This is a genomic window from Archaeoglobus veneficus SNP6 (assembly GCF_000194625.1).
Lineage (GTDB): Archaea > Halobacteriota > Archaeoglobi > Archaeoglobales > Archaeoglobaceae > Archaeoglobus_C > Archaeoglobus_C veneficus.
In genome coordinates this window covers 557,828-583,263 of the sequence record NC_015320.1, presented here as the reverse complement: position 1 = coordinate 583,263, position 25,436 = coordinate 557,828, and the positions used below count along the sequence as shown (strand labels likewise).

Below are 25,436 nucleotides of genomic sequence, written 5' to 3'. Positions count from 1 at the left end.
TCTTAAAGGTTTAATAACGATTTCGCGTTATATGGGCTGGAAAATCAAAATTACTCCAGAATTTGAAAAATCCTTCAAAGAGCTAACTAAAAAAGATAAAATCTTGGCTGAAAGACTTGCCAAGGCCATTAAAAAACTTTCAGACTATCCCTACTTTGGCAAACCTCTTTCCTACGAATATTCCGGCTGTTGGTCTTTGCATGTGGGTAAGTATCGCATCGTCTATGAAATTGACGAGAATAGTAAAGAAGTCTGGCTGCTTGCGGTTGGGCACAGAGAGAAAATTTACTAAACGGAAATGCCAAGCTCGTCAAGGAGATCATCAAAATCTCTCAATTTTCCTTCACGCGCCTCGTTTCTCGCCTTTACAATAGATTTTTTCAACTCTTCATCAGACATAACTTCGAGCGTCTCAATAATAGAATCTATTTTGGTTTTAATGTCTTCTAGATCTTTAATAATTGCAGCTTTAGTCATCACATTATTGAGATTCGTTTTACTATTTTAAAATTTTGAGACGGCATCTTTGAGGATTATTTTTTAGAACAGAAAAGATAAAATAAAATAAAAATTTTACACCGCTGAATCTCCCTCTTCTCCTGTTCTGACTCTCACTACTCTCTCCACTGGTATGACGAATATCTTGCCGTCTCCGACCTTTCCAGTTCTTGCTGCACTTACTATTGCCTCGATGGCCGCATCGACCGCTTCGTCGCTGACGACGACTTCAATCTTAACCTTTGGCAGCAGGTCCACTTCCATTTCCCTGCCCCTGAACTGTATCTTCATGCCCTTCTGTCTTCCTCGCCCTCTAACTTCCGTTACGGTCATTCCCGCGATTCCCTTTTCTTCAAGGGCAACCTTGACGTATTCGAGCCTCTCAGGGCGGACTACTGCCTCTATCTTCTTCATTCTGTCACCTCCTGGGCTTTATTACAATACCTCTGGCGCTCTCCGCGTACACGAAGTCCGGATAGGCTATAGCCGCGTGCTCGCTGATGTCGAGGCCGAGCAGTTCCTCTTCAGGCGATACGCGCAATCCGATGGTCTTCTTCAGTATGTAGAACAATATGAGACCCGTACCGAACGCCCATGCAAAGTTCACTATCGCACTTATTACCTGGCATATGAAGAAGCCCGCGTTTCCGTAGAGCAGCCCTGTTACAAGTGGACCATCAGTGGTATAAACTCCGTATGTGCCATCCGCAAACAATCCGAGTGCTATCAGACCCCATGTTCCGTTGAATCCGTGGACGGGCACAGCGCCAACCACATCGTCAATGCCGCGTCTCTCAAGCCACCAGTAGCCGTAGCATGCAATGAATCCTGCAACTATCCCTATGACCACCGCGGCCCACGGCTGAACCCATGCGCAAGGAGCAGTGATGGCCACAAGCCCGCCTATTGCTCCGTTGCACGTCATGCCAACATCCGGCTTGCCGAGCTTCTTCCATGTGATGAGCATCGCAGTCACTGCACCAGCAGCTGCAGCAAGGTTTGTGTTCACTGCTATCACCGAAATCCTGAGTTCGTGGGCTGAAAGCGTTGATCCTGGGTTGAAACCGAACCAGCCGAACCACAGTATGAATGTACCTATTACTGCAAATGCAAGGCTGTGACCGGGTATCGGCCTTGGATTGCCGAATTCGTCGTACTTACCGATTCTCGGGCCTATCAGCAGGCATGCTGCCAGCGCCACATAACCGCCCAATGCATGCACAACTCCGCTTCCAGCGAAGTCCAGTGCTCCATATCCGCCTCCCAGCTCCGTCATGAAGTCAGCACTGCTCAGCCAACCTCCACCCCAGAGCCAGTGGCCGTATATCGGATAGATTATCGCGGTAACGGCGGCGCTGTATATCAAGTACGTTGAGAACTTTGGCCTTTCTGCAATGGCTCCGGAAACTATTGTTGCGGCAGTTGCTGCGAACACCAGCATAAAGAACCAGAGCATCAGCGTGTTGACGTCGTACGCATCGCCAGATAGGAAGAATCCCGTGGTGCCAAAGAGCAAATGAAAGCTATCTCCCATCAGCAGTGCGTAACCAACAGCGAAGAACGCCAAGCTGCCCACTGCGAAGTCCATGAGGTTCTTCATCATCACGTTTGCCACGTTCTTGGCTCTTGCAAAGCCCGCCTCAAGCATCGCAAAGCCGGGCTGCATGAACATGACAAGAAATCCGCAAACAAGTACCCATACGAAGTCAACGGGAGCTTCTGGGTTTTCCTTGAGAGTCTCTGCTCCACTTGGATCCGCTGCTATCGCTGGCAGCATCGATGCTATCAATAACGTGGATAATGCGCATATATTGCGCAAAATACTCCGGCTTATCTTTGACTTTCTTACTCTCTTCACGCTCTATCACCTCTTCTATGTTTTAAAGCCGGAGACGCCGTTGTTTTTAAAAAAATTTTTAATATTTCAGCTTAATTGCTGGTAATTTTTCACAAAACTTGTGATTTGCTCACAAAATTTTTAAACCCATGGTGGTGATGCTGAAGCATGAAAAATCCAGTTAGGGTTACGATAGCTTTCGATGATGAAAGCCATGAGATATTCAACAGGCTCAGAGAAAAATCCAGACAATCACAGAGTGAAATTATAAGAAAAGCTCTCAAGTTTTACTATACTCATCAGGATCTGGAATATTACGACAGTGAAAAGATCAAAATTTACGTTGAAATGCTTGCTGAAGGTGAACACGTAATTCTCGATATAGACCACTGGATAGCTTTTTTGAGACTCGTGGAAACTCATCCAGAAAAGGACAAGTTCTGGGAGTTACACAGGGAGGTGGCGAAGAGTCATGCGGAGCAGTTCAGGGGGAAGTCTGTTGATTATATTCTCGAAAGACTTGAAGCCTGTAACTTCTTCAGGATAAATAGGACAGCTGAAAACGAGTTCACGCTAATTCTCGGTAATGAAATTACGAAGAATTTTATAAAGGTATTTCTTGAAGAAGTCTTCGCTGGGGTAGGGATTAACGCCGAAATTAAAGAAGATTTGACGAAGCTGAGGGTTAAGGTGCTTTAATCTTTGATTTTTCTTAACATTAGTCTGATTTCAACACTTATGATCAAATACAAAATTTAAAAGTTTCTTAAGGCTGCAGCAACTCTGAATCGCCCATCTCTGATTATGCTTGCTCTTTAAAAAGATAGACAACCCATGGACTTTACTTCTTTCTTCATAGAATTCGGGAAAAGGTTATACGGTTGAAAAGTCACTCTTGTTCCTTCGGTCTGCGAACAACTCTGTATATATCGTCTTTGAGCTTTCTGCCAGTTCTTCGTTCCCATTCCTCCACAGGGATTCCGTGTTCCGCATGGATTTTGTCCCTGTATACCTCTGGAAGCACGTTGAATGCGCAGAACGGGATTATCCTGCCATCTGGAACACCGTAATGGATAACGCAGCGCTTAACGCGCTCTATGTCGTAGTTATACAGATCCTGAAAGTGCATCATACCTATGAAGAGAGCTTTCACATGGAATTCGCCAAGACTCGTGTAATCGTGCTTGACGAGGATGTCAAAGAGGATTCTGCTAATGTCAAAGCCCTTTGGAGCCTTTACATGATCAACGAACTTTCTCACGTCGAGTATTCCCTTTAAAGCCCTTATTGTCTTTATCCTGCTCGTCCTGAGTTCGTCAGCTTTCTCGTTGAGGTACTCGAAGAAGCCCTCCACATCAACGAACCTCGTTATGGGAACAAGCCTGCCGTTCATCTTGAAAACATAGGTGGCCATTCCGCATGCAAAGTGGGATGTGAGCTCGTACTGTGGGATGCTTGTTAGAGCCTCGACAAAGTGGGATATTGGGGTAACGCTGGGAACGGGATAAAAGTCATCTCTCGAGATTTCCCCACCTGTCTGCTCCTCGATCCTCTTTATAACATCCGGAATCGTTATTCTGTACCTTGCCCTTTCCTTCTTCGGCATACTCCCTACAAGGCTGACTGGCTGAATGTTGACTCCTCTAACAACGTCGATATTATCGGCTGCGAAACGGATTATATCCCCAAGCTGATGGTCGTTTACCGTGTTTATTACAGTAGGAACAAAAACAATTCCAAGTTCAGCCCTTCTACAGTTCTTGAGGATCGTCGGTACTTCTGGAAAGTTCTTCGGGTTTGTCTTCTCGTCAACACCGTCAAAGGAGAGATAGACAGTGTTGACTCCTGCTTCTCTGATCTTCAGGGCAAGATCCGGCTCTCTTGCGAGCCTGATACCGTTGGTGTTGAGCTGGATGTGATCGATTCCTTCTGCCTTTATCGCTTTAATTATGTCAATCAGGTCATCCCTGAGCGTCGGTTCTCCGCCAGTAAGCTGGACGGCGTTGCATCCGACGGGCTTCATGTTCCTTGCAGTTCTTACCATCCGGGCAATCTGCTCTACACTCGGCTCGTAAACGTATCCAGCGCGTTTTGCATAGAAGAAGCAGTACCAGCAGGCTAAATCGCAACGATTCGTGAGAACTATGTTGAGCAAAGCAGTGTGACTTTTATGTAGTGGGCACAGCCCGCAGGAAAAGGGGCAGCCATCTTTAGTATCTGTAAGGGGTGTCTGGATTCCCAGCCCATCGTGGGCAAAGCGGGCAGCTTTTTTGAAAAGCTCAACGTCACCCCAGTAAACCTCCGTGAACTCACCATGATCGGGGCAAGTCTTTCTAATCATCACTTTCCCACTGTCCTCGTAAACTTCAGCGTTGAGAACCTTAAGACATTCCGGACACAGTGAAAGTGTCTTATAAGGCAGCTTGATTTCCACGTGAATCACCTCCAGAGACAGAAAATAGTGGAAGGGAGAATATATCAACGTTTCGTTCAAAACGCACCGCCCAGCAATTCTACAGCAGCGAAAGGAATATATAAAAAAGGGAAGCCTACGGACTATGCTCATATTGATTGCCAAAACTATCTGGCTCCTCCTCCCTGCATACACTCCCAACAACTTCGCGGTCGTGTTTGGAGGCGGGACACCCATAGATTTAGGCAAAAACTTCGTAGACGGCAAAAGAATTCTCGGAAACGGGAAAACCATCAGGGGTTTTGTTGCTGGGGTTTCCGGCGGTTTACTTGTTGCCCATATCCAGCTTTTCATTGAGAAATTCGTCGGTGTGGAGTTATTCTCATCCCTTGAATACAGCACCTTTCTGCTTCTCGCCTTTTCGCTTTCCTTCGGCTCGCTGTGTGGGGACGCTTTCGGGAGCTTTATAAAGAGGAGGTTTGGAGTCGAAAGGGGAGCAAGCTTCCCCATTCTCGACCAGCTCGGATTCCTCGTCTTTGCATTACTGCTTGCGAGCAGAGTTGAAGGATTCGAAAAGCTTTACACGTCGGAAGTAATAATAGCTGGGCTGATACTCACACCTCTGCTGCACCTCGTAACTAACATCATTGCCTACAAACTCGGCCTGAAGGAGGTTCCGTGGTGAATGGGGAGTTAAAAAAGGAGATTGCTGAGAAACTAAAGGAGACTGGAGCGGTAAGGTTTGGGGACTTCGTTCTATCGTCAGGAAAGAGAAGCAGCATTTACATCGACATTAAGCACGCGTGCACACATCCAGATATCCTTGCAATGATTGCAAAAGGAATGAAGGAACTGGCAGACTCAGAAGCTCTCGACTTTCAGAGAATTGCATGCGTTGAACTCGGGGGTGTTCCCATTGCAGTAGCTCTATCTCTCGAAACTGGAAAGCCCTATGCAATATTCAGGAAGCAGAAGAAGGACTACGGTGTCAAAGACGACCTCGTTGGTGTAATTGAGAAAGGAGACAAGATTCTCGTCGTGGAAGATGTGACCACTACTGGCTCTTCAGCTCTCTCAGCGGTCGAAAGGGTGAGGGCGAGGGGTGGTGAAGTCGAAGCGGTCTTGGTGGTTGTTGACAGAGAGGAGGGAGCAGCGGAAGCATTCAGAGAAAAAGGAGTAAGGCTAATCCCCTTGCTAAGCCTCGGTGATCTCCGCTGAACCATACACTGAGCTATAGCTCCACACCCCTCATCATGCTGTACTCTATCTCCGCAAGTATGATCTTCAGCAATTCCTTCTCTTCTGGAATAAGCTCCATCAGCCGGTAAAGCAGCGATCGGGCAATTGAGACGTCTTTGCACTTCTGGAGGAGAGGTATCAGGTAGGGGATTCTGAACTCTCCACTGGAGAAGTGAAGCTCTCTCAAGAATATATCGTCAACTTTTTCAACGTTCTCTCCTATCTTCGGCGATTTCCTCGCTTCGCTTAAATCTGCTCTACAAAGCACAACGCATTTTGCAATCTTCTTTCCTTCCGCTACGTCTGGGAGGAATTTCTTGATTTCTTCCTTTTCGAGATCGCTGAGGTATTTGACGTAGTCAGGCTCTTCCTGATGAATGGAGGTAACTACCGCAATGATATCTCCAGCCCTAACAACGTCTCCAGCTTCTGCATCGAGTTCAGCTTCAAACTCGGCGTGAGAGAGAACTCTCACAACCCTTCCTTTTATCCCACCTTTCTCACCTTGCTCATCCATTTGAACGACACACCTCTGCTTCCTATAACCTTCATGAAGTACATCCTTTCCTCGTTGCTTATAACTGCACGTGCGTGCGCCCTCTCGAGGATGTACGGGTAACCTCTCGTGCTGCCAAGCATGCACTCGGCTGCAACGACCCTTATAACCTCGTGGTGCAATCCTTCATCTTTCATCCAGGCAGGGTACTCGATTCTCACTGGTAAAGATGGTGTAATGCGCATGTAAGCATAACATATGTCTCCGACGTCTCTGCGTGGCGATAGGAGAGGCGCGGTATACGTCATCGGTTTCATTTCGGAGAGAAGGAAGGTATCGTAGACGTCGAATCCGAGAGTTCTTGCAAGGTCTTTGGCGTAGCTCCTGTCAACGTAGCCAATGAGTGGTGTTCTCGTTTCCTCGCTTTTCCTCACGAGTGTCAGCATCGCATTCAGGTACTTTTTCTTCAGATCTTCGCTTAGTTCTGCTGAGAACGTCGGTATAAAGCTGCCATCGAAGAATAGCCAGCTCCTACCATCCATTTCCTCCATCAGCACTTCTGCCTCCATCTGGAAACGTTTCAAATCGACGTTACCTTCCATGGGTACGAACTCAGAATAATAATCCACGTCGTGATCCCCTTTCCCGTGTACAACAAAGACCTTCGCAACCTGAACAGCTCCAACGGGGATGCCTACTTCCTTCAGGGGCATGATCTGACTTCCATCAACTCCAACAACTCTTCTCCCCCTTAGGACATCGAGGTACCACTTTCCCCCCGTTTCGAGTTCGAAGAACTCTATGTCCGAGAGCTTTGGCATTGCCCTCTTTCTGACCTCATCGAGTTCAGAACAGTAACTATCAACGAACTGCCTGAATTTGCCAATCTGTGCCATAAGGCGGCCTTTGAGCCTATTGCTCTGCATCGAATAGAGTTGACTCAGAAGCATTAAATGCTTTTTCAGTGATGCGAAAGTGTTTAACGGTGCAGAGTGGGCAGCAAGCAAAAACCTTTAAAACCATTGGTGTATGCTCTATGCATAGCGGGGTTGCTGGGTGCAACGCCAATCGTAGCAACCCACGATGTGGCATCTTTGATCTTAAGTTCAACGTTGGAAATCCCAAGCGGGGGTTGCCGAGTCAGGAAAAGGCGCTGGCTTGAGGGGCCTGTATAAAGAAAGGGCTGCCGAGGCTTTTAATGAAGCTGTTTTAGATTACGATAAATATAAAGAAGAGTTTAAGGAATGGCTGTTTAAGGAAGTCAGTAAGGAGACAGCAGAGCAGTACCTCCGTGACCTGGAGCAGACAATAGCCGGCAAGAAGATCAACGATCCTCATGAGCTGTACAACATCTATAAGGACTATCCGCAGAGGCACCACCGCAAGGCGATAAGGACGTTTATGAGGTTCCTGATAAAGTCAGGCATCCGAAAGAAGAGTGAGTTAATGGACTTCCAGGCCGTAATAGACATACCAGGAACGCAGCCAAGGCCGCCGGAAGAGGCGTTTACGACAGATGAGAAGATCATAGAGGCCCTCAATTCTCCGAAGGTTAAGAAGGATGAGAGGCGGCAGATCCTGATAAGGCTGCTTGCATATACAGGCCTGCGACTCCGTGAGGCCCTTGAACTCCTAAGAACCTTCGATAAGAATAAGCTGGAGTTCCACGGAAACTATGCGAGATATCCGACGTATGAGCTGAAGAGCAAGGCAGGAACAAAGAGGACGTACTACGCATATATGCCGGCAGATTTCGCCAGGCAGCTCAAGAGGATAGACATCAAGGAGACTACCGTTAAAGGCGCGAAGCTCGCGGACAGGATTATCCTGCCGGAGCAGCTCAGAAAATGGCATACCAATTTCCTGAAGAGAAAGATCAAAGAGAAGAAGCTCCAGCTCGGCGTGACGGCCGAGACTCTGATCAACTTTATACAGGGCCGAGTGGGTAAGGCAGTTATAGACAGGTATTACCTGGATCTCGTCGAGGATGCAGACGAGCTTTATACGAAAATAGCCGACGAATTCCCGTTCTAAAAAATTAAAGAGTTTTTTATGCTGCGTGCAGTTCGGTATAATCGAGATACGCCGTCGGTGAGTACCCTGCGGTTCCTGTGGCCTTGATATAAAGCTGGAAGCTGATAGTTCCAGGATCCGGATCACCTGCGCCAGCGTCTATCCTGTTCTTCTCGACAAAATCCGATATCGTGTCGTCCCATTCTTCCACTACTATCTGCTTTCTGAGGAGTAATAGGTCGTAGTAGAAAGTTACTCTGTAGAGCTTCCACACGCCGCCTGTGTTTAAGTTCACTGAGCCGTAAGATGGATGTGTTACCCTGAATACGGCGGAGGATAGATCCACTGTTTTAAGCCAGAATATTACTCTTACATTCCTGTAGCTGAAGTTATTTTTAGTTACAGTTATCGAATGTGTTTCAGATAACGTGCTACTGTAGGCTGCTATCTTGAGCTTCAGGCAGTAGTTTCCTTCGACGGCATTAACGCTGTCTAATACTACGCTTGTGATGTCTCCAGCGCTATCATACTCAGAAATCGTCCACTCACTCACGGTAACACCTCCCACCTCTCAGAGTAAACGAACGAAAAGACAGGCTCAGAAACCTCCCACCTTTCAACAAATTTCAGAGGAGTTGCAACCTTGAAGGGCTTCCAGTTCTCAGAGTAAACGAACGAAAAGACAGGCTCAGAAGGTCCGAAATAATCTCCAAACTTTGATTTCCAGCAGCGGCATGGCTTGACAGCATCAACCAATGCCGGTGCTGTTGTGGAGCTCGGAGCCTGAGCAGGAGCCGGAGCCGCTGCTTTAAGGTTTAACTCGGAACAATCTGGTATAATCTCCGCCAATCACATCACCTCGTGAGCATGCATCATGTTGCCATCGAGTTCGATTCCTGTGTCTATCAGCATGTCCTTCAGATCCTTAAAAATTTTGAGAGTATCCATTTGAACCACCTCAGACAACTGGAAGCATGACGAACGTTTCATCACTGCCTCTTGCGAAGTTGATCCTTGCCGCCGCTATCGTCGTGGTCGTAGCGCTGGCGTCAGTCGTTGCTGAGAAGTTAACCGTAACCTTGAGCTGGAGGAAATTACTCTCGTTGAATGTCTTCGGTGAAGAGATAGGTATTTTGAAGTTGAACAGCTCGCTGAAAGTCGTGTTCGCTGCAGCAGTTCCGCTGATGCTCTTGCTGACTGTCTTCGTCTTGCTACCTATCAGATTAGCTGTTACACCGTCGTACTCGTAAAGTTCCACTGTGATGCTGTCGATGCTCGCGGTACCTGGATAGGTTGCGTCCACCTGGCGGAGCTCCAGGTAAACGCTAACGCCTACCTGGATAACTCCGGCTACCCTGATGGTGTTCGTCAGTATAGACGTGAACGTCTTGCTGATTGAGCTGCTCGCGGAAGCTCCTGCGAGAGCTTCTACGGTTCCCTCCTCGTAATCCGCTCCGTTGACGTCTGCCATCGCCGGCTCTGGATAGATAAGTATGTCATTGAGGCTGAGCGGCTCATCGACTGCAAATTCTAAGTTCTGCGCCATCAGCTTGATGTAAGAGAACCTTCCTACGAGCAGCTTTCCGCCGTCAGGATCGAACTGTAAATCTGACTTTCTCAGGAGGTCAATGAGCTGGCTCTGTATCTGAACGGGAACCTGAATATCAGCACCTACAATAGTCGCGTTTACCTCACCCTGTACGATGTAACGGAGCAGGTCGCCTATGAGGTCGCGCCTCTGCCTGGTGATGCCTATCGGCAGCCTCCTGGCCACGATCTGAGCAACCATCAGGTTGTAAACGTCGTCATCCACTGTAACCTGGAACTCGGTAACCTTACTGTGATAGTTATCGTTCTGCTTGTACGATCTTCCAAACTGTTCAATCAGCTCGATAACTTTGCTTTCCTCACCTTTCGGACAGTAAAGCCACGCAGTATATTCAACATCTGCCATACTACCACCATCCTCCTATTCCAAACTTCTTCTGAATGAACTGGCCAGCCTGAAACGCAATATCTGAAAGCTGCTTGAGTCCAGGAATGGACTGAGCTATCTCATACTCCTCCTTAACGGTCTTCCTGACACCTTCGGAAACGGCCTTAACCGTAGGCCCTTCCTTCCTTATCTCTCCTGCGATGTTGATAACATACGGAAGAGCAATAGCCGCGACGGTTCCAGCTCTTGCGACTCTTGCGATCCTTGAGAACCTGGTTACTCTTCCGAGCCTACTTAGTCTTCCTGCTCTGGATAGCTTTGCCGCTACCTCCTCAGCCTCTCTTGTTGCGGCCCTTATCTCCGCCTGTGTCGCCTTCGTCAGCCTGCCGGCCTGGATGTCTCTTATCCTGTTCCTCTCTATCAGTCTCCTGATGCTCAGCTTCCTGGCGTCTGTCTTGGGAACCGAGATTCTAACCGGTTTTGATCTCGGAGTGAAAAACTTCCTCCTGATACCTTCGACTGCCAGGCTCGCGGCTCCGAAGCCTGCCGCCCAGGCTGCACCTTCCTTCAACGCTCCTGAAACGCTGTAATGTTCCGGCTCCGCTGCCTGAGGTTCCTGAGAAGAAATAGTTTGATTCGCCTCTCCTCCGGTTGCTTTCTGATTATCTACTCCTCCGAACCTCTTGTTATATTCTTCAACCAGGTTCCTGATCTGCTCATGTGTTAGAGGCTGCCAGTCTGGCTCGGAAGTATCCCACGGACTCGTCCACGGATACATAAAAGGTGAAAGGCCTCCAGTTTCGGAGTAATCTGTCAGGCCCATTTCTGGATAGAACGACTCTTCTGGTGGAAGCTCTCCATAAGTTTCAACGGTTGAAGCTCCTGCCGGCTCGGCACCTGCCGGAGCGTAACCTGGAGCCTCTCCTCTCCTGCTCATCAGGAACAGCAGGCCGATAGCTCCAGCAGCAGCTATTATAATTACTTCCTTCCTCTTCATTTCCTCATCACCAGCGCCAGGCCGACGAGAATGGCGGCTACGACAGGCAGCGCGAGAGTCCAGTCTCTTGACTGTGGATCTGCTGAAGATGGTTTAGTGTTCTGAGTCCATTCAGGCCTCCACGGCGGATACATGCTCAGAGCCACGTATCCAGGCATTGCGGCGGATCTCTGCATGTTCAGCCATTCTTTGTACCTTCTGAACTCGTCCTCAGAAATCTTATTCAGTGTTCTGAGGTATTCCAGCTGTTTTTCAAGCTGCTCAGATGGAGTTTCAAGGCCAAGGCCTTCTCTTACTGCCTCTGCACCTTTACCTACTCCTGCACCTACCAGGTAACCGGCTCCTCCTACTGCCGCTCCCCACGCAAGAGGGCGGCCTATCGATCTACCTATGTACCTGATTCCTCCTCCGAGCGTTTCCCATACTCCTTTTCCTACTCTTTCTCCTACCTTCGGGATCTCTTCCAGGATAACAGGTAACCTTCCTGAGATGATCCTCCTCCACATGGTTACTTCCTCCCTAAAAGGTATGCAACCGCCAGAGCTGCCGCGACGATGGCAAGCTCCAGCGCCTTCATTTCAACCATACTCTTCAGCTTGCTGATCATTTCCGGTTCCTCCTGCCTTTCTTTCTCTTCCGGCTCAGCCTCTTCAGAGTCTTTGCCAGACGGATAGCATCAGCAAGAGAATCGTTACCTTTCTTCTCGGCCCTCTTCTCGGCCATGTTGAGATACTTCATTTTTATAGTTCCATCTTTATTGAAAGCTTTGTCTCCGTAAACTCTCTTGATGTACCGCTCCACTCTTCCAGGCCTCTTAATGGCCTTCTGAATCCACTTCTTATTACGGCCCTTTCCCATACCCATCACCAAAAGCCTGAGAGATCAATCCCTATCTTCGCGGCGAGGGCCGTGAGGACAACCAGGCCGGCCCTCTTGATGGTGTCGTTATTGATAATGATCACAACAGAGCCGTTGATCTTCGATTCGAGCTTAGTGACACGGTTCTCTATTTTGATGAGTTTGTCGATTACCAGGTTCTGAAACTCCTCGCCGTTCACGGCGCAGGCCTCCTTAGAAAAATAGAAGAGGTTAAGCCTTCTCTTTAAGCCTTCTCTTCGCCGAAGAGAGAGCTGAGGAAGCGCAGAGTCAGGCCGTAGCCTGCGAGGAAAAACATGCCTCCGATGGTGAGCATTACGATCTCCATGGCTTACACCTGCGCCGGCGCTATCTCTCTGTGCAGGAGGACCACCTTACCGGAGCTCACAAGGGTGTTTGCATTGAACGTGACGTCGCCGCTCTTAAGTCCTCTGGTATCAAGCACACCCATGCGGTACTGAGCGTCCCAGATCGTCATGCCGTCCGGTATGCTCTCAAGGACGTAGGCCCTCTTGTCCTCAGCTCTTGACTGCTTCCAGGTGATCTTCTCCAGGTCCACGTCTATTGGTGAGTTCTGCCTGATCTTGTATGCCGAGATTATGCTGTTGCTCAGGTTGCCGGTGCCGTCGTAGGTGAAGATGCCGATCTTCTGTATGAGGTTGCCGACGTCCAGGTCCACCTTGAATGTGTAGTTGCTCTTGATCTCATCGACAGTCTTCTCGACCTCAAGCTCTATGACGCGCTGGAGGTTGTTGAGGATTTTGTCGTGCTCGGCCTTGTTGGTGTAAACCTCCTTGATGGTGACGTCCACCTGGCCGGAAGCAAGGCTGAGGTTAGCGTCGATGTCAGCAGGATTTCCGAAGTCGATGTAAACGTTAAGCGAGCTGGTGAGGTGAGCCGGAATAACGGCGCTGACGTCGTACTCGTTCACAGGGTTTGTAGCGAAGATGAGCGGCAGCTCGATCTCGAAGGTTGCATCTCCGCCGGCCGGAATGCTGGACGGTATGTTCACGTACGGCTTGGTGTTGAACTCCAGGTAGTTCATGAGGAACTTCCTGTAACCGTTGACTTCCAGGAACGTGACGTCACCGCCGGCGACAACTCTGATCCTCTTGATGAGGTTGAGGATCTGATCCTCTGTAACTGCAACGTCTGCAGCTCCGGCGTTGGCGATCTTGATCGTGAAGTAGAGCAGGACATCCCTTATGAACCTGTCACGCGGAAGCTTGATGGTGGCGACGTCATCGGCGTTGAGCTTTGTTACCTCGTCAAGGTACTTGTGTGCAAATCTCATTGGCCTCACCTCAGATTATCTTCTTAACAACGTTCTCGACTGCATTCATGACCGGCGGGAGAATTGCACCAGCGGCGAAATACGTGCCATACGAGCCTTTTATGAATATTCCAGCCACGCCAATTCCGAAAGCAATTGCGGTCCCTACCAGTGGGTTGCCTGCTTTGCTGCCGATCGCTTCAGCCGCAACGGCACCCGCCGCAACCGTTGCGCTCACTTTTACAGCATTAACCACCTTCCCACTATCGACGTTCATGGTAGAAGCTGGCTTTAAGATATACTTATATTATGAATAGGGAAGAATAATTAAAAGTGATGAAACGTTACAATATTCTACCTTTTAAGAATTCTATATCTTTTCTCAGCTCCATAAGCTCCTTATCTATTCTTTCAAGTTCTCTATCCAGTTCTCTTACTAACTCCTGGAGCTGTGTATATTGGTCCGCTTGAAGGCTCTGAATTATCGGTATCAAATCTTCGTCTCTGATGTCCTTTTTTAATTCCCATCCCACAAAAGCTGCCGCAATAACTGAAATAACCCAAACTATCAGAAAATCCATCCAACTCCAAGGCAGCATTTTTTACCACCAGTTCAACCCTAATATTATACCCATAAAAATGTTAGTTTTTTTGAGGTGTATCACTTTCGCAGTACTCAAAAATGTAATCAAGTATCCGAGCTATAGCTATATTATGGAAGTCGAAAGTAAAGATCTTACCGAGTTCGTTCAGAGGGCCGTTTTTTGGAAGATTCAGCAACTTTTGAACTCTCAAGGTACAGAATATAATCCCTAATTGCCTCTTTAACGAATTCTGGCACAGAGGTATATCCCCACTCTGGATGTTCATCAATAAATCGTTTAACCATATCTACGAACTCTTCCGGTAGTTTCAATGTTACATATTTTCGCTCACCCATAGTTATAGTTATCACCCATGCTTTATTAATACTTTCGTCATAGCCGTAACCTTTATAAATTCATGGAGTAATGTATTACTCATGAGTTCGCCAAAGAAGAAAGATGTTAGGCAGTTAGAGATTCCAGAAAACCTGGCGAAGAAGGCAGAAATTGTGGCGAAAAAGCACGGCTACGTTTCTTTGACGGAGTTTGTGAGAGATGCGACGCGCAGAAGGATAGAGGAGCTTGAAGCGAAAGCCGAAATGGAGGGTGGTGCTTAATGTTGGGCGGAGGTTACAGGGCCATATCAAATGAATTCTTTTGTCAGAACTGCAAACACTTTCCTGAACTTCCTGAAGGAGGAGTTTGTCCAAAAACTGGCTCGTGGGTTGGCTATGGATGTGGATGTTACGCAAACGGCTGGAGAATTCGTTTTAAGCAGCTAAAACCTGACGAAGAGGTTGAAATTGACTGGCAGAATTACTTTGGAGTCGTCCAGCTTGATGACAGGGTGTACCTGGTAATTGCAGAGCCTGTTTACCCATTCGAACCAAAGGAGGGCTGAGCTATGGAGCAGCAGGTTATCAGGCACGAGCACTTTTCTTTCAGGCCTGAACCGGAGCTGAAGATCAGCGTCACACGCGGCCAGCGCGGCGGCTACGGATGGGAGATAACCTACACCGGCAAGGACATGGACGAGGTTTTGAGGGTCATCAAAGAAGCCGACGAGAAGCTCAGGAGGACTTTTCTGGAAGGTGATGCTTAATGCCGGGCGTCCTCCTGTACAAGTGGCCAGGCGGCACAATCTCCATCATTCCTGTTAATTCCATTCAGGCTATCGACGTCCGGAGCTTTGAACTGGTAATCTACACCGGCGATCAAAGCGATTTCAGGATGCCGCTGGAGAGCAACATCGATCATGAGATGCTCGCCAGCTCGCTCGCCGTTATCATGGCTCACCTTTCCGACGCGAAGGATGTCCACGACCTGAACAGGCTGATTGAAAGCTGTAAGAAGGAGGACTGAGCTATGTCCTCTGATCCTTTTTATGATCCATGTGATGCTCCCTGGAAGGTTCAGTACGAGCCGCAACTGCCAGAGAGCACGCTTGAGGATCAGCTCCAGTGGGCAGAAGAGCATCTTCGCAAGGCGCTTGAGAAGGCGATGCTCTTCAAGAACAGGCAGTTCATCGAGAGGTTGAGGGACGTCCACGCCGAAGTGAGGAGACTGCTCTCAGAGGTGGAGGGATGACGCAGAGAATTCCGCGTAAATGGGATTACAGCGCTCATTTCAGCAGGATGTCTAAAAACGATCTCACGGCTGAGAAGATTCTCAGCATTATGAACGCAGGCGGATATTGCACGGCCTGCGAGGTTGCAGCAGAATCTGTGAGGAGGCAAAGATTTCCTTACATGTGCCGATACTGTATGCTTCTCAAGCTTGGAGGATGTGGCGGCCCTGAGAGCCTGTATCACCACATCTTCTATCTTTTAGAAGAGACAATATACGAAGAGGTAGATGACGATGCGATTGGAAACATTCTATAGACAGCCAGGATACTTTGCGAGAAAGGTAACAGAGATCCAGGGCCTGCTCGCCGAAAGGAAGCGAAACACTACCGAGCAGTTCGAGAAGGACGTCCTCACCTTCGTGATCAACAAGCTCACCGAGCTAAAATCGATGATATACTTCTCTTATTTCATTGAGGAGGCCAAGGTGGCTGCGAACGTTAATAACGTAATCATCAACGACGTCGATAAGATCATCAGAGTAGGTGACGAGATTAAGGCCCTCTTCGAGCTAAAAGTACGCAGGAGGCAGCAAAACGGCTACATCAGAGTCAGCAAATCAGAATGGCACACGCTGAGGACGCTGAGTGAAACGCTGGACGTTCCTGTTTTCTACCTGGTCAGGGTACCAGGGTGCTACAAACTGGTCAAGCTGAACTTCTGGAGGACCGAGCACAGGAACAACGGATACCATCAGCTCAGGGATTACTATGTTAAGATACCGCTGGACGAAGGCCTGACTCTTTCTGACGTGGAGGTCGTTACTGCCCTCGCCGACATAATCCAGGAGGTCCAGGAATGAAGATGGTGATAGCATTACCGCATCCGGAGCTTATGAATGTCAGAAACCTGATACTTGCCGCATTTCTTGCCGCTGAGTTCTTAGAAAAGAAGGAGGTTCATGAGTTATGAGACAGCCAGCCATCAATAAAACCAGGCTTCGAAAGCTCCAGTACTGCAAATCAAAGAGCTATTATGTCAATCTACCAGCGGAATTCGTAAGAGAGCTTAACCTCCAGAAAGGAGAGTACTTAGCCATCAAGCTCGAAGAACAGCGCATCATTATCAAAAAGGCGAGCTTAGCAGACCTGGTGATACCATGAACTTCCTTTCTTTCCTGTGGAATTCGAAGATTAATACAACCATGCCAGCGTTATTAATTAATAACGCTGTAGGATTATTAATAACACTAACTTTACTACTAACAACAACTACAACCAGGTTGTCTTTCTCGTTCTCCAGGAGAAGCAATAGGGTGTTAATAACTCCGGTTATTAAAATTAATAACACTTTTCGGAGGTTTTAACCGTGCCGCGGAATGTTATTAGTGCTTCCGTTGATGATGACGTTCTATCAGCCCTCAAAGAATTCAAGAATAATGGAGGTAACGTCAGCAGGCTGGTTAATTCCCTCCTCAGGAACTACTTTTTCGGCAACAATGATGACAAGGTTATCACTAAGGAGATTCTGAAGATCCGAGAGCTTGAGAGGAAGGTTAAGCAGGCTTATGAGATCATCAACAGCATCCAGCCGGAACTCGAAGAGCTGAGAAAGAAATTCGAACAGGAACAGGAAGCCAAAGAAATCGAACAAAACCTTAGCCTCATCAGGTTGCTGGAGCTTGAAGTCTTCGACGACCTCAAGGACTTCGAGGCATTTGAGAGGACAGCACGCCGGACGGGATTCAAGCCTAAAGACCTGATAGAGCAGAGGCTTTCAGCCTTCGCGGCGCAGAATAAGTTAAGCCTTCAGGAAGCATGGCAGCTCTTCTTTAAGGTTTTTCCGGATTTGAAAGAATATCTGGAGGGTTGATGTATGATAGAACACCTGGTTAGTATGGAGAGGTATTACTGGAAGGAGAATGAGGAAGATAACGGGCTGTACGTGGATATTTTCTATAAGGAGGGTGAATTTGTAGGGGTAAAGGTTGGAGATACCGAACTCACGGTTAGAGAGATAAAGGCAATATATGAAATCCTTGCGTTCCTGGAGAAGAGAATCACAGAAGAAGTGCATAAAACTGATTCTATTTATCCGTTGGAATCCAACGGAAGTAAAGAGGAGTCTGAGGCCGAGCCTGAGGAAGAAACCAAACTAACCTGGATAGATGCCGGCCACTTCAAATATGCCGTTGATGGCAGGTTCCTGTATCTCAGACAGGAAATGGACGGTAAATGGACCAGGAGCAGGAGGTTGGATTATCAGAGGGTTAAGGAGATATACGCCAGGCTGCCGGAGAGGAGCACCTATAAAGAGATTATAGAGATTGCCGGCGAACTCGGAATGAAAATACACCCACCTGATGCGAGGTTGCTGATGCACGTTTATTCAAGGTACGTCGATTTTGATGCTGAGCTCATCCAGGAAACATCACCAGGAAGAGGAGGTAAGAGGCTCGTACTGGTCAAGCAACATGACTATTCCCTCAGTGAGGAAGCCAGGCAGAGGCTCCGACAGGAGGTAGAGGTTATAGGAACTCCATGGGAGGCCTCAGAGTGATCGAAGTCTCCTGGCTGCTCGCATTCTTCGGCCTTGGATTTATCGCCGGTTGCATTACCGAGTGGTACCTCCTCTGTAACCAGGGCTTCCACTTTCACTTTTACCTGGACAATCTCATCGGCGTCGTGGAAGACTGCGAAGAGGAAGAGCCTGAGGAGCTCCCACCTGACAACCATATAGAGATAGCATGATGAAACATAACCTTTCGCTATTCATCATTTAAGATGATGAGCTTGAAAATTTCATCCGGTGATGGCATGACTGTGTATGAATGTTTGAACTGTGGCCATGTCTGGGAAAGCAACGCGAAAAGGCCGCAATGTCCGAAATGCAAGAGATATAAGGTTAAGGAGGTAGAGCCTGAGCCTGCCGCGAATGATGAACCTCCGCAGCAGAATGATGAACCTGCCGACCTGACCAGGGACGTCGCCGGCGAACCCATCCTGGACAGCAAGCCGGCACCACAGCCACAGCCACCACAGCAGCAGGAGCCACCGAAAAAGTCCAGGCTGAGAAGGGCCGTAAATATCCTTCTGGTTCTCGGAGCAGTTGCATCGCTGGCATACATCGCCTATCTGAAGCTGTTTGCGAGGAAGGTAGAACCTGAGCAGGAGAAGGATGAGGGCCAGCCTGGCTTTCATCACTTCGGAGATGAATACCCATGAACCCGATCATCACTGCGCTGATGAATCAGCTCGGCATCAAGACCGAGAAGCTGAAGAGCGGAGGCCTGAAAGGTAAGCTGGTTATTGAGGACCTGGAAATTGATTTTGTAATCAGGAGGCTGGATAGGGATGGGTGAGGATCTAACTCAGGAGTTTATAATCTCAGGCCAGCAGCCGCAGCCTGGAGCCGAGCAGCTCCAGCCTGTGGAACAGGCTGCTGACCAGCAGGAGGTTAGGACTGAAGAGGCGTTAAAGCCGTTCGCTCAGGTTATCGACAGAGGAACGGCGTTTCTGATCAACAGGATCATCACGATAACCGGCGAGAAGTACGAAGTCGAGATCAAGGAGAGCGACAAGGTAAGGCCGGAGGAGATATCAGAAATTGGGTTCGGTGAGGCCGTCGTTAAGGTAATCGATTACTACGTTCCGCAGCTTCCGGCTGACCATCCGCTTCTCGGCCTGCTCGCTGCAGGGACGATGGTCGGAGCTATCGCATACATGAAGATAGAGCAGGTTAAGGCGAGAGCGAAGCCTAAAGAAGAGAACCAGGAAGAGCATGCCGGCGAAAATAGACTTTCCGCATAATTTCCGCTGGCTTATTGCCGGAGTTACAGGCTCCGGTAAGAGCTATTTCACAGGCTACATCTGCGAGGAACTCCGCAGGCTCCGCAGGCGTTTCATCGTCCTGGACACAAAGAGCGATAACCTCCGCGGCCTGACAGCAATGAAGGACGTCCACGAAGTTAAGGTTATGCCAAGCACGGCTTATAACTGGTTCAGGGTGCTGTCTAAAGATTACCTGGTTATCAGGCCGACGGAGCGAACACTTACTGATGAGTTAAAGCAGCAGTACCTACAGCTCCTGGAGGTTATCTACTACAATGACCGTAACAGAGTCGTTATAGTTGAAGAGGCTCACCACCTCGCCAGTCAGTGGAACCTTGAACCTATCATCGAGCTGTTTGTCCGTGAGGGAAGAGGTAAGGGCCTGAGCATGGTATTCACAACGCAGAGGATCCAGGAGTTTTCAAAGCTTGTTTGGAGCCAGTGTGATAGGACGTATATCTTCCGCTGGTTCATTCCGCAGGATATCAAGTATATCGAGCGTTTCATACCCAACTTCCAGGAGCTTAACGCTTCTCTCGCGGAGCACGACGTCCTTGAGTACAATCACAAAAACGGCGAATATCGCGTAATCAGGGCCGGCGAGGTAAAGAGGATAACGGAGCATTATGGATGATAAGATCAAGACTTATAACAGGTTGCAGGAGCTGTGCAAGATCCCGTGAAGTTTGGTTATATTTGATAAGGAGGTAGGTTATGAAGATTCTGGTTGTAGATGCTCAATGTATTGGCTTTGGATTTTGTGTAAGTCTGAAAATGGCGTCAATCTCAGTACTCAATAAAATAGTCTTCCTGTGGTGGTTTTAATGAGTTTCGGCATATCTGTAACCATGAAAACGCTCCAGGATCTTGATAAAATTAAGGAAAAGATTGAGGAAGATACCGGAATGAAAAACCTGAGCTATAACCGCGCTATCCAGCACATGATAGAGGCCTTAAGGCCTCTGGACAGGATCAAAGAGGACATAGAAAAGGAAATTGGCGTAAGATTGAGCTACGACAAGGTTATCCAGTACCTGATAAAACAGTACGAGAAGGCACGGAAAACCATTTAAACCTATCCAGGGTTTAAGTACCATAAGCTTCATAAACAGTAACCATGAGCACAAATACACAAGTGTCCGGACAAAACAAATCATCATCAGCGGGCTCCAATCGGCGAACGAAGCGCAACAGGCCGAGATTGCATATAACAGTATCCGAAGAAAATTATAAATGGTTGCACAATAATACAGAAAACATCTCGAAATTCATTGATAAACTGATTACAGAGATTCGCCGAGGCATTCAGCCTGTCGCTATCGTGCTTTCGCCGATATCTGACGTTTCCGCTGTCGCGGGGGTTGCCGAGTCAGGAAAAGGCGCTGGCTTGAGGGGCCAGTCCCGTAGGGGTCCGAGGGTTCAAATCCCTCCCCCCGCATGGTTTTTTCGAAAATTATCCAAAATGGCTTTAAGGAACATTCACTTTGTCCTGTACTAATTATTCCAAGGCAGCTGAATGCTTGTGTTTTTCGAATTACACACGTATGTTTTTCAGGTTTCGTGTCATAGAATATGTCACGGTGACTAAGTCGGGTCGAATCTCAAATAAATAACACACATATAAACATTTTGTACATTTCTGAATGGTGGTCGATAGCTTTATATGTTTTGAAGACCATATTAATCATGGTGATAATAAGTGTGTTGTATGGAGGGCATCCCCCTAATAGGAGATAGAGCGCCAGAATTTAAGGCACAGACTACGAAAGGTGTGATAGATTTTCCAGAGGATTATGAAGGTAAGTGGGTTGTACTGTTCAGCCATCCCGCAGACTTTACCCCCGTGTGCACCACCGAATTCGTCGCTTTTGCCAAAAGATATGAGGAATTTAAGGAAAAAAATGCAGAACTAATCGGTTTGTCCATCGACCAGGTGTTTTCCCACATAAAGTGGGTCGAGTGGATAAAAGAAAAATTAGGTGTCGAGATTCCGTTTCCTATCATAGCCGATAACACTGGCAGAATCGCAAAACTCTTCGGAATGCTGCATCCAGAAGCCGCAGAATCTCAGACAGTTAGAGCAGTATTCATAATCGATCCGAAAGGGATAATCAGAGCAATCCTCTACTATCCGCTTTCCGTTGGCAGGAACATAGATGAGATACTGAGACTACTGACCGCCTTACAGGTTAGCAGCGAGAAAGGAGTAGCATTACCGGCTAACTGGCCCAACAACGAGTTGATCGGGGATAAGGTGATAGTCCCACCGCCAACAAGCGAAGATGAAGCCAAAGAGAGGCCGAAGAAGTACGAATGTTTTGACTGGTGGTTCTGCTACAAAGCTGTGGATGAATAGTTTTTATAAAATTTTTAATTAATAATAAGCAGAATTGGGTGAAGCCCAATTGTGGAGACTCGAGTTGGAAAAGTCGTTTGCTGTAATAAAATGGAGGTGGTAGTATGAAAACAATAAAGAATCTCGTAAAGGCCTTTATTGGAGAAAGCCAGGCAAGGAACAGGTACACCTTCTATGCGAAGGTTGCAAAGAAGGAAGGGTATGAGCAGATCTCGGAGATTTTTCAAATAACGGCTGAAAACGAGAGGGAACATGCCAAGGCCCTCTACCAGATGATCTTCGAAATAATGGAGAAAACCGGCGAGAAAATTGATGCTGTGATCGTTGAGGCGGAAGCGCCAATAGCTTTTGGAACTACAGTAGAAAACCTGAAGGCGGCGATTGGTGGAGAGAACTACGAGCACACGAAGATGTATCCTGAGTTTGCAAATGTGGCGGAAGAGGAAGGCTTTCCAGAAGTGGCCGAGCGTTTGAGAGCCATTGCTAAGGCTGAGGAACACCACGAAGAGCGCTTTAAGAAGCTGCTCAATGAACTTGAGGCCGGTACTTTATTCAAGAAAGACAAAGAAGTTTACTGGGTGTGTAGAAAGTGCGGTTACGTCCACTATGGCACTGAGCCGCCTGAAGAATGTCCGTCATGCAAGCATCCGAGGAATTACTTCCAGATAAAGTGCGAAGAATACTAAACAGTTTTTTTCATTTTCTTTTTCAAGTTTCAGTTTTTCCTTTAGGTTTTGAATAGTCAGGTAGACTGTGCGATGGCTGATCTGAAGAAATTGCTGACCGAGCGCTAAACTGACTCAAGATACATCCTCACAACTTTTTTCAGAGCCCTTCTAATTAAGTCCGACGCTGTCGATTTGGAGATTCCAAGCCTTTTTGCAATATCCTCCAGCTTAACACGCCTTGGATTTTCGAAGAATCCCATTTCAAACGCAAGTTTAAGAATTTCATATTCTTTATAGCTCACGTCCTCATCTTCTGAGAACTTTATTTTGTATATTATCTCATAATCCACATTTAATTCTTCTAATTTCGTTATCAGTTCTCTGAACGCATCACCGCTGCAGATCAGAACCCACACCACGGAATCCCTTTCGACCTCAGCAGAAATGACCATGACTCCTGAATCAAGTATCTCTACAGCCAGAGAACATTCGTGATTTTCTACTACCACCGTTCTGCTTTCATCCGGCGATCTAACGTCGATTATGCCCTTTATTCCTTCGTTTCCCATCCAGATGTGTTTAAACCTGAGTGATCCGCCGTGTTTTCGTATTATGCAGCATTCTGGCGTTGAAGTTCTTATTTTAGCCCTGATCACGTGCAAAAGTACGCTGCTGCCCATATAACACTATCGGCCAAGAATTCCAAATGATATTCTTAAAAATATATTTTCGAACATGTTCGAAAATATTGTTAAATCACACGAATGAAAGCTACAAAAACATGGCAATAAAGCAGAGAGATGGGTCTTATGCGGTAGTGCTGGATGCAGCAATAACGACACCGCAGGAGTTAAAGAAGATAGCTGAAGTGCTGGAAAAGTACGGAGTTAGTCTGATAAAGTTCAGCGAATCCCAGAGAATGGTCATAGTTGGCGTTGATCCCGAAAAAGTCGAAGAGATGTGCAATGAAATGGGTGTCAAGCTTGCGAACGCTGTTGGCAGGGTCGTTAGAAGTATAAAGTTCTGCCCAGGTAACACCCTTTGCGTAATGGGGCTGCAGAATACCATTGAAATGGCGCAGAAACTCAAGAAGTTCGACGGCATGGAGTTGCCGGGTAAGCTGAAGATTGCTATTGCTGGATGCTCCAACTCATGCACGGAGCCTGCCGTCAGAGACATAGGACTGATGGGAACAAAGGACGGATACACGATATTCGTCGGTGGATCTGCTGGCAGAAAACCAAGAATTGGCTACGTGCTGGCTGAAAAGGTCAGTCCAGAGGATGCAGAAAAGCTGGTTGAAAAGATCATAGAATTCTACAAGGCCAACGCCAAGAATGGTCAGAGACTGGGAGATTTCATCGACTCAATCGGCTTTGAAGAGTTTAAGAAGGCCGTACTTTAATTTTTTACTTTTGAGTTGAAACTGAATATTCAATAACACAGGTGATGGGTAATTACTCGCTCAACGGCTTTTTTAAGTGCCTTTCTAATTAAATTAGATGCCATAACCGGTTCTGTCATTTTGCGTATACAATTTTTCAGATGTGTTCATTTTCTCTTCTATAGTTTTTGTCAAATGTTATAATGAATCAATTTCAGGATTTCATTTCGGGTATTTTTGCACCTTTCAACAAAAGCCACAACATAAATAGCAATTCCCCGATAAACGTAAACAAGCCAATTGTCGCTTCGTAGTTGGGAAAAAGAAATTTTGCAAAACTATCTATTAGATAGCCAAAACCTGCAATTATCAACAAGACGCCCAGAATTCTGGGGATATAGCCCGACTTGAAAACTAAATAACCAAGGACAGATAAATGAAGGCCGAAAAATACCAATCCAATAAGCCAACCATAGCTAAACGCATTGAGAAATAACATCACCTGAGCATGCAACTGACCTGTTTCAAATACTGTCAAGTAGTCAGCACCACTTAAAAGTAGCAAAACACTGAAAAAATTATGCAATGAGATTCCAAAAATAGTGGCATACACCAACCTAAACCACGCCGCAAGCAACGAGAGACTCTTGTTTACCGGTTTGAGTAAAACATAAAGTGCCCAAGCCACCACCACATCAAGAATAACCACGATTATAAAGCTATCAATAGCGGTGCGGAATAGCAACTCATTAGCCATAATATTATTTGCTGTTGTTGCTGCATCTCCCGGCACAATAAGGTTCGAGAGAACATAAAAATAAGCGAAGGTAGCGGCTATTGTCATGAATAGTAACCCGAACCCTGCAACTATTGCGGCTTTGCGTAGTGATATATCGGCGATATGACTTTTCATTTCAATTCCTCCTAATTTGTTAGGTTTTGTTATTAGGACTAACCTTCAGGGTTAGGCCACGTCCATGCATACCAGATGATGAACAAAGTACAAGCAATTTCTATAGTTCCAAAAAACATATAGTGAAGAGCCGGCGTTCCAAGAAACATTGATAAGGAAACAGCAGCAGTATGTATTGTACCTGCGCTGATGTTTGCCCAGCGATTTGCTCTATACTTCAATACCCGGGACAGGAGAACCATAGCAATCGCAGTCTCCATTAATATTGCGGCTCCCAACAAAAATCCTTGAGTAAATTGAATACCCCCTACAGATCCTGTCATTATTTCCTCTAGCATTCCAGGCTCAAAGAGAGTAAGAATATCTGCATAAACATAATTGAACATTGCAAATATCCATAATGTTGAAAGTATTACTTTCCTATCTTCCATTTCGGTGGTCTTTCTGTTTGAATTCATTTTTTTCTCCTTTTATTTGCTATTATGTTCCAAAGTTATTACCACATTTCCCTTTTTGTGTCCTTTTTCGACATACCGGTGAGCCTCGGCAATTTGTTCT

Annotated in this window: 44 protein-coding genes and 1 tRNA gene; 25 read left to right on the top strand and 20 right to left on the bottom strand. The window is 47.1% G+C overall.

What is annotated here, in order from left to right; all coding sequences use genetic code 11:
* Positions 1-31: 31 nt before the first annotated feature.
* Positions 32-292 (top strand): type II toxin-antitoxin system RelE family toxin, encoded by a 261-nt coding sequence (locus ARCVE_RS03405; RefSeq protein ID WP_198002016.1) that lies wholly within the window; start codon positions 32-34, stop codon positions 290-292.
* Here ARCVE_RS03405 and ARCVE_RS03400 read toward each other — a convergent pair.
* The 3 genes from ARCVE_RS03400 to ARCVE_RS03390 form a co-directional block, all read right to left on the bottom strand.
* Positions 289-477 (bottom strand): hypothetical protein, encoded by a 189-nt coding sequence (locus tag ARCVE_RS03400; protein WP_013683384.1) that lies wholly within the window; start codon positions 475-477, stop codon positions 289-291. The genes ARCVE_RS03405 and ARCVE_RS03400 overlap by 4 nt on opposite strands.
* Before the next feature lie 96 nt (positions 478-573).
* Entirely contained in the window at positions 574-912 is a 339-nt protein-coding gene (locus tag ARCVE_RS03395) for a P-II family nitrogen regulator (protein ID WP_013683383.1), read from the bottom strand.
* A gap of 4 nt (positions 913-916) precedes the next feature.
* Positions 917-2,275 carry an ammonium transporter gene (locus tag ARCVE_RS03390; RefSeq protein ID WP_156786093.1) on the bottom strand — a complete coding sequence of 453 codons (1,359 nt, stop codon included), beginning with the start codon at positions 2,273-2,275 and terminating at the stop codon, positions 917-919.
* 228 nt (positions 2,276-2,503) lie between these two features.
* On the opposite strand from ARCVE_RS03390, the gene ARCVE_RS03385 reads away from it, so the two are divergent.
* Positions 2,504-3,034 (top strand): ribbon-helix-helix protein, CopG family, encoded by a 531-nt coding sequence (locus ARCVE_RS03385; protein ID WP_013683381.1) that lies wholly within the window; start codon positions 2,504-2,506, stop codon positions 3,032-3,034.
* A 190-nt stretch (positions 3,035-3,224) separates the two neighbouring features.
* Here ARCVE_RS03385 and tes read toward each other — a convergent pair whose 3' ends face one another.
* On the bottom strand, positions 3,225-4,769 hold the full coding sequence (gene tes / locus ARCVE_RS03380; protein ID WP_232215825.1) for a tetraether lipid synthase Tes: 1,545 nt from the start codon (positions 4,767-4,769) through the stop codon (positions 3,225-3,227).
* Positions 4,770-4,893: 124 nt separating this feature from the next.
* Here tes and ARCVE_RS03375 point away from each other — a divergent pair, with 124 nt between their 5' ends.
* Together ARCVE_RS03375 and pyrE are read left to right on the top strand one after the other, a co-directional pair.
* Positions 4,894-5,433 (top strand): CDP-2,3-bis-(O-geranylgeranyl)-sn-glycerol synthase, encoded by a 540-nt coding sequence (locus ARCVE_RS03375; protein WP_013683379.1) that lies wholly within the window; start codon positions 4,894-4,896, stop codon positions 5,431-5,433.
* A complete protein-coding gene (gene pyrE / locus ARCVE_RS03370; RefSeq protein ID WP_013683378.1) occupies positions 5,430-5,966 on the top strand; it encodes an orotate phosphoribosyltransferase in 537 nt (178 codons plus the stop codon). Before ARCVE_RS03375 ends, pyrE begins: the two co-directional genes overlap by 4 nt.
* A 13-nt stretch (positions 5,967-5,979) precedes the next feature.
* On the opposite strand, the gene ARCVE_RS03365 is transcribed toward pyrE, so the two are convergent.
* A complete protein-coding gene (locus ARCVE_RS03365; protein ID WP_013683377.1) occupies positions 5,980-6,504 on the bottom strand; it encodes a hypothetical protein in 525 nt (174 codons plus the stop codon).
* Entirely contained in the window at positions 6,474-7,409 is a 936-nt protein-coding gene (locus ARCVE_RS03360) for a DNA double-strand break repair nuclease NurA (protein WP_013683376.1), read from the bottom strand. Before ARCVE_RS03360 ends, ARCVE_RS03365 begins: the two co-directional genes overlap by 31 nt.
* A gap of 232 nt (positions 7,410-7,641) precedes the next feature.
* Here ARCVE_RS03360 and ARCVE_RS03355 point away from each other — a divergent pair, with 232 nt between their 5' ends.
* On the top strand, positions 7,642-8,517 hold the full coding sequence (locus ARCVE_RS03355) for an integrase (protein ID WP_013683375.1): 876 nt from the start codon (positions 7,642-7,644) through the stop codon (positions 8,515-8,517).
* Positions 8,518-8,533: 16 nt separating this feature from the next.
* Here ARCVE_RS03355 and ARCVE_RS03350 read toward each other — a convergent pair whose 3' ends face one another.
* The 11 genes from ARCVE_RS03350 to ARCVE_RS11260 form a co-directional block, all read right to left on the bottom strand.
* Positions 8,534-9,049 carry a hypothetical protein gene (locus ARCVE_RS03350; protein ID WP_013683374.1) on the bottom strand — a complete coding sequence of 172 codons (516 nt, stop codon included), beginning with the start codon at positions 9,047-9,049 and terminating at the stop codon, positions 8,534-8,536.
* Positions 9,046-9,345 carry a hypothetical protein gene (locus ARCVE_RS03345; protein ID WP_013683373.1) on the bottom strand — a complete coding sequence of 100 codons (300 nt, stop codon included), beginning with the start codon at positions 9,343-9,345 and terminating at the stop codon, positions 9,046-9,048. Before ARCVE_RS03345 ends, ARCVE_RS03350 begins: the two co-directional genes overlap by 4 nt.
* A 109-nt stretch (positions 9,346-9,454) precedes the next feature.
* Positions 9,455-10,450 carry a hypothetical protein gene (locus ARCVE_RS03340; RefSeq protein ID WP_013683371.1) on the bottom strand — a complete coding sequence of 332 codons (996 nt, stop codon included), beginning with the start codon at positions 10,448-10,450 and terminating at the stop codon, positions 9,455-9,457.
* 1 nt (position 10,451) lies between these two features.
* Complete coding sequence (locus ARCVE_RS03335; protein ID WP_013683370.1) at positions 10,452-11,429, bottom strand: hypothetical protein; 978 nt, start codon at positions 11,427-11,429, stop codon at positions 10,452-10,454.
* Positions 11,426-11,935: a hypothetical protein gene (locus tag ARCVE_RS03330; RefSeq protein ID WP_013683369.1), complete on the bottom strand. Its 510-nt coding sequence runs from the start codon at positions 11,933-11,935 to the stop codon at positions 11,426-11,428. The genes ARCVE_RS03335 and ARCVE_RS03330 overlap by 4 nt, the downstream gene beginning before the upstream one ends.
* A gap of 97 nt (positions 11,936-12,032) precedes the next feature.
* Positions 12,033-12,287 (bottom strand): hypothetical protein, encoded by a 255-nt coding sequence (locus tag ARCVE_RS03325; RefSeq protein WP_013683367.1) that lies wholly within the window; start codon positions 12,285-12,287, stop codon positions 12,033-12,035.
* Between the two features lie 5 nt (positions 12,288-12,292).
* Positions 12,293-12,487 carry a hypothetical protein gene (locus tag ARCVE_RS03320; protein WP_013683366.1) on the bottom strand — a complete coding sequence of 65 codons (195 nt, stop codon included), beginning with the start codon at positions 12,485-12,487 and terminating at the stop codon, positions 12,293-12,295.
* A gap of 149 nt (positions 12,488-12,636) precedes the next feature.
* Positions 12,637-13,599 carry a hypothetical protein gene (locus tag ARCVE_RS03315; RefSeq protein WP_013683364.1) on the bottom strand — a complete coding sequence of 321 codons (963 nt, stop codon included), beginning with the start codon at positions 13,597-13,599 and terminating at the stop codon, positions 12,637-12,639.
* A 10-nt stretch (positions 13,600-13,609) separates the two neighbouring features.
* Positions 13,610-13,855 carry a hypothetical protein gene (locus ARCVE_RS03310; protein ID WP_013683363.1) on the bottom strand — a complete coding sequence of 82 codons (246 nt, stop codon included), beginning with the start codon at positions 13,853-13,855 and terminating at the stop codon, positions 13,610-13,612.
* Between the two features lie 67 nt (positions 13,856-13,922).
* Positions 13,923-14,177 (bottom strand): hypothetical protein, encoded by a 255-nt coding sequence (locus tag ARCVE_RS03305; RefSeq protein WP_013683362.1) that lies wholly within the window; start codon positions 14,175-14,177, stop codon positions 13,923-13,925.
* 137 nt (positions 14,178-14,314) lie between these two features.
* A complete protein-coding gene (locus ARCVE_RS11260) occupies positions 14,315-14,518 on the bottom strand; it encodes a ribbon-helix-helix domain-containing protein (RefSeq protein ID WP_156786005.1) in 204 nt (67 codons plus the stop codon).
* 81 nt (positions 14,519-14,599) lie between these two features.
* On the opposite strand from ARCVE_RS11260, the gene ARCVE_RS03295 reads away from it, so the two are divergent.
* From ARCVE_RS03295 to rbr, 19 genes are all read left to right on the top strand, one after another.
* Positions 14,600-14,779, top strand: coding sequence for a ribbon-helix-helix domain-containing protein (locus ARCVE_RS03295; RefSeq protein ID WP_013683361.1), 180 nt, complete (start codon positions 14,600-14,602; stop codon positions 14,777-14,779).
* Entirely contained in the window at positions 14,779-15,063 is a 285-nt protein-coding gene (locus ARCVE_RS03290) for a hypothetical protein (protein ID WP_013683360.1), read from the top strand. The genes ARCVE_RS03295 and ARCVE_RS03290 overlap by 1 nt, the downstream gene beginning before the upstream one ends.
* Before the next feature lie 3 nt (positions 15,064-15,066).
* Positions 15,067-15,264, top strand: a complete 198-nt coding sequence (locus ARCVE_RS03285; protein WP_013683359.1) for a hypothetical protein — start codon at positions 15,067-15,069, stop codon at positions 15,262-15,264.
* Entirely contained in the window at positions 15,264-15,524 is a 261-nt protein-coding gene (locus ARCVE_RS03280; RefSeq protein ID WP_013683358.1) for a hypothetical protein, read from the top strand. Before ARCVE_RS03285 ends, ARCVE_RS03280 begins: the two co-directional genes overlap by 1 nt.
* Before the next feature lie 3 nt (positions 15,525-15,527).
* Positions 15,528-15,749 carry a hypothetical protein gene (locus tag ARCVE_RS03275; RefSeq protein WP_013683357.1) on the top strand — a complete coding sequence of 74 codons (222 nt, stop codon included), beginning with the start codon at positions 15,528-15,530 and terminating at the stop codon, positions 15,747-15,749.
* Positions 15,746-16,045 (top strand): hypothetical protein, encoded by a 300-nt coding sequence (locus ARCVE_RS03270; protein ID WP_013683356.1) that lies wholly within the window; start codon positions 15,746-15,748, stop codon positions 16,043-16,045. Before ARCVE_RS03275 ends, ARCVE_RS03270 begins: the two co-directional genes overlap by 4 nt.
* Positions 16,023-16,589 carry a hypothetical protein gene (locus ARCVE_RS03265; protein WP_013683355.1) on the top strand — a complete coding sequence of 189 codons (567 nt, stop codon included), beginning with the start codon at positions 16,023-16,025 and terminating at the stop codon, positions 16,587-16,589. The genes ARCVE_RS03270 and ARCVE_RS03265 overlap by 23 nt, the downstream gene beginning before the upstream one ends.
* 106 nt (positions 16,590-16,695) lie before the next feature.
* Positions 16,696-16,890, top strand: a complete 195-nt coding sequence (locus ARCVE_RS03260; protein ID WP_013683353.1) for an AbrB/MazE/SpoVT family DNA-binding domain-containing protein — start codon at positions 16,696-16,698, stop codon at positions 16,888-16,890.
* Positions 16,891-17,095: 205 nt separating this feature from the next.
* Positions 17,096-17,599: a hypothetical protein gene (locus tag ARCVE_RS03255; protein ID WP_013683352.1), complete on the top strand. Its 504-nt coding sequence runs from the start codon at positions 17,096-17,098 to the stop codon at positions 17,597-17,599.
* Between the two features lie 3 nt (positions 17,600-17,602).
* A complete protein-coding gene (locus ARCVE_RS03250) occupies positions 17,603-18,286 on the top strand; it encodes a hypothetical protein (protein WP_013683351.1) in 684 nt (227 codons plus the stop codon).
* On the top strand, positions 18,268-18,477 hold the full coding sequence (locus ARCVE_RS03245) for a hypothetical protein (protein WP_013683350.1): 210 nt from the start codon (positions 18,268-18,270) through the stop codon (positions 18,475-18,477). Before ARCVE_RS03250 ends, ARCVE_RS03245 begins: the two co-directional genes overlap by 19 nt.
* A 66-nt stretch (positions 18,478-18,543) precedes the next feature.
* The gene (locus tag ARCVE_RS03240; RefSeq protein WP_013683349.1) at positions 18,544-18,951 is read left to right on the top strand and encodes a hypothetical protein; all 408 of its coding nucleotides are present in this window, start codon (positions 18,544-18,546) and stop codon (positions 18,949-18,951) included.
* A complete protein-coding gene (locus tag ARCVE_RS11255) occupies positions 18,948-19,088 on the top strand; it encodes a hypothetical protein (protein WP_013683348.1) in 141 nt (46 codons plus the stop codon). The genes ARCVE_RS03240 and ARCVE_RS11255 overlap by 4 nt, the downstream gene beginning before the upstream one ends.
* Positions 19,081-19,536: a hypothetical protein gene (locus tag ARCVE_RS03235; RefSeq protein WP_013683347.1), complete on the top strand. Its 456-nt coding sequence runs from the start codon at positions 19,081-19,083 to the stop codon at positions 19,534-19,536. Before ARCVE_RS11255 ends, ARCVE_RS03235 begins: the two co-directional genes overlap by 8 nt.
* A complete protein-coding gene (locus ARCVE_RS03230) occupies positions 19,508-20,191 on the top strand; it encodes a helicase HerA domain-containing protein (protein WP_013683346.1) in 684 nt (227 codons plus the stop codon). Before ARCVE_RS03235 ends, ARCVE_RS03230 begins: the two co-directional genes overlap by 29 nt.
* A 190-nt stretch (positions 20,192-20,381) precedes the next feature.
* Complete coding sequence (locus ARCVE_RS03225) at positions 20,382-20,630, top strand: hypothetical protein (RefSeq protein ID WP_013683344.1); 249 nt, start codon at positions 20,382-20,384, stop codon at positions 20,628-20,630.
* 281 nt (positions 20,631-20,911) lie between these two features.
* Positions 20,912-20,995 (top strand) — tRNA-Leu (locus ARCVE_RS03220).
* 270 nt (positions 20,996-21,265) lie between these two features.
* A complete protein-coding gene (locus ARCVE_RS03215; RefSeq protein ID WP_048085547.1) occupies positions 21,266-21,913 on the top strand; it encodes a peroxiredoxin in 648 nt (215 codons plus the stop codon).
* 104 nt (positions 21,914-22,017) lie between these two features.
* A complete protein-coding gene (gene rbr, locus ARCVE_RS03210) occupies positions 22,018-22,599 on the top strand; it encodes a rubrerythrin (protein ID WP_013683342.1) in 582 nt (193 codons plus the stop codon).
* A 104-nt stretch (positions 22,600-22,703) separates the two neighbouring features.
* Here the strand turns inward: rbr and ARCVE_RS03205 are convergent, their stop codons facing one another.
* Positions 22,704-23,237, bottom strand: a complete 534-nt coding sequence (locus ARCVE_RS03205) for a helix-turn-helix domain-containing protein (RefSeq protein WP_048085544.1) — start codon at positions 23,235-23,237, stop codon at positions 22,704-22,706.
* Positions 23,238-23,362: 125 nt separating this feature from the next.
* On the opposite strand from ARCVE_RS03205, the gene ARCVE_RS03200 reads away from it, so the two are divergent.
* A complete protein-coding gene (locus tag ARCVE_RS03200; RefSeq protein WP_156786004.1) occupies positions 23,363-23,986 on the top strand; it encodes an NAD(P)/FAD-dependent oxidoreductase in 624 nt (207 codons plus the stop codon).
* Between the two features lie 193 nt (positions 23,987-24,179).
* Here ARCVE_RS03200 and ARCVE_RS03195 read toward each other — a convergent pair whose 3' ends face one another.
* Both ARCVE_RS03195 and ARCVE_RS03190 read right to left on the bottom strand, forming a co-directional pair.
* Positions 24,180-24,878 carry a DUF4386 domain-containing protein gene (locus tag ARCVE_RS03195; protein ID WP_013683339.1) on the bottom strand — a complete coding sequence of 233 codons (699 nt, stop codon included), beginning with the start codon at positions 24,876-24,878 and terminating at the stop codon, positions 24,180-24,182.
* A gap of 38 nt (positions 24,879-24,916) precedes the next feature.
* Entirely contained in the window at positions 24,917-25,336 is a 420-nt protein-coding gene (locus tag ARCVE_RS03190) for a DUF6326 family protein (RefSeq protein ID WP_013683338.1), read from the bottom strand.
* Positions 25,337-25,436: the final 100 nt, after the last annotated feature.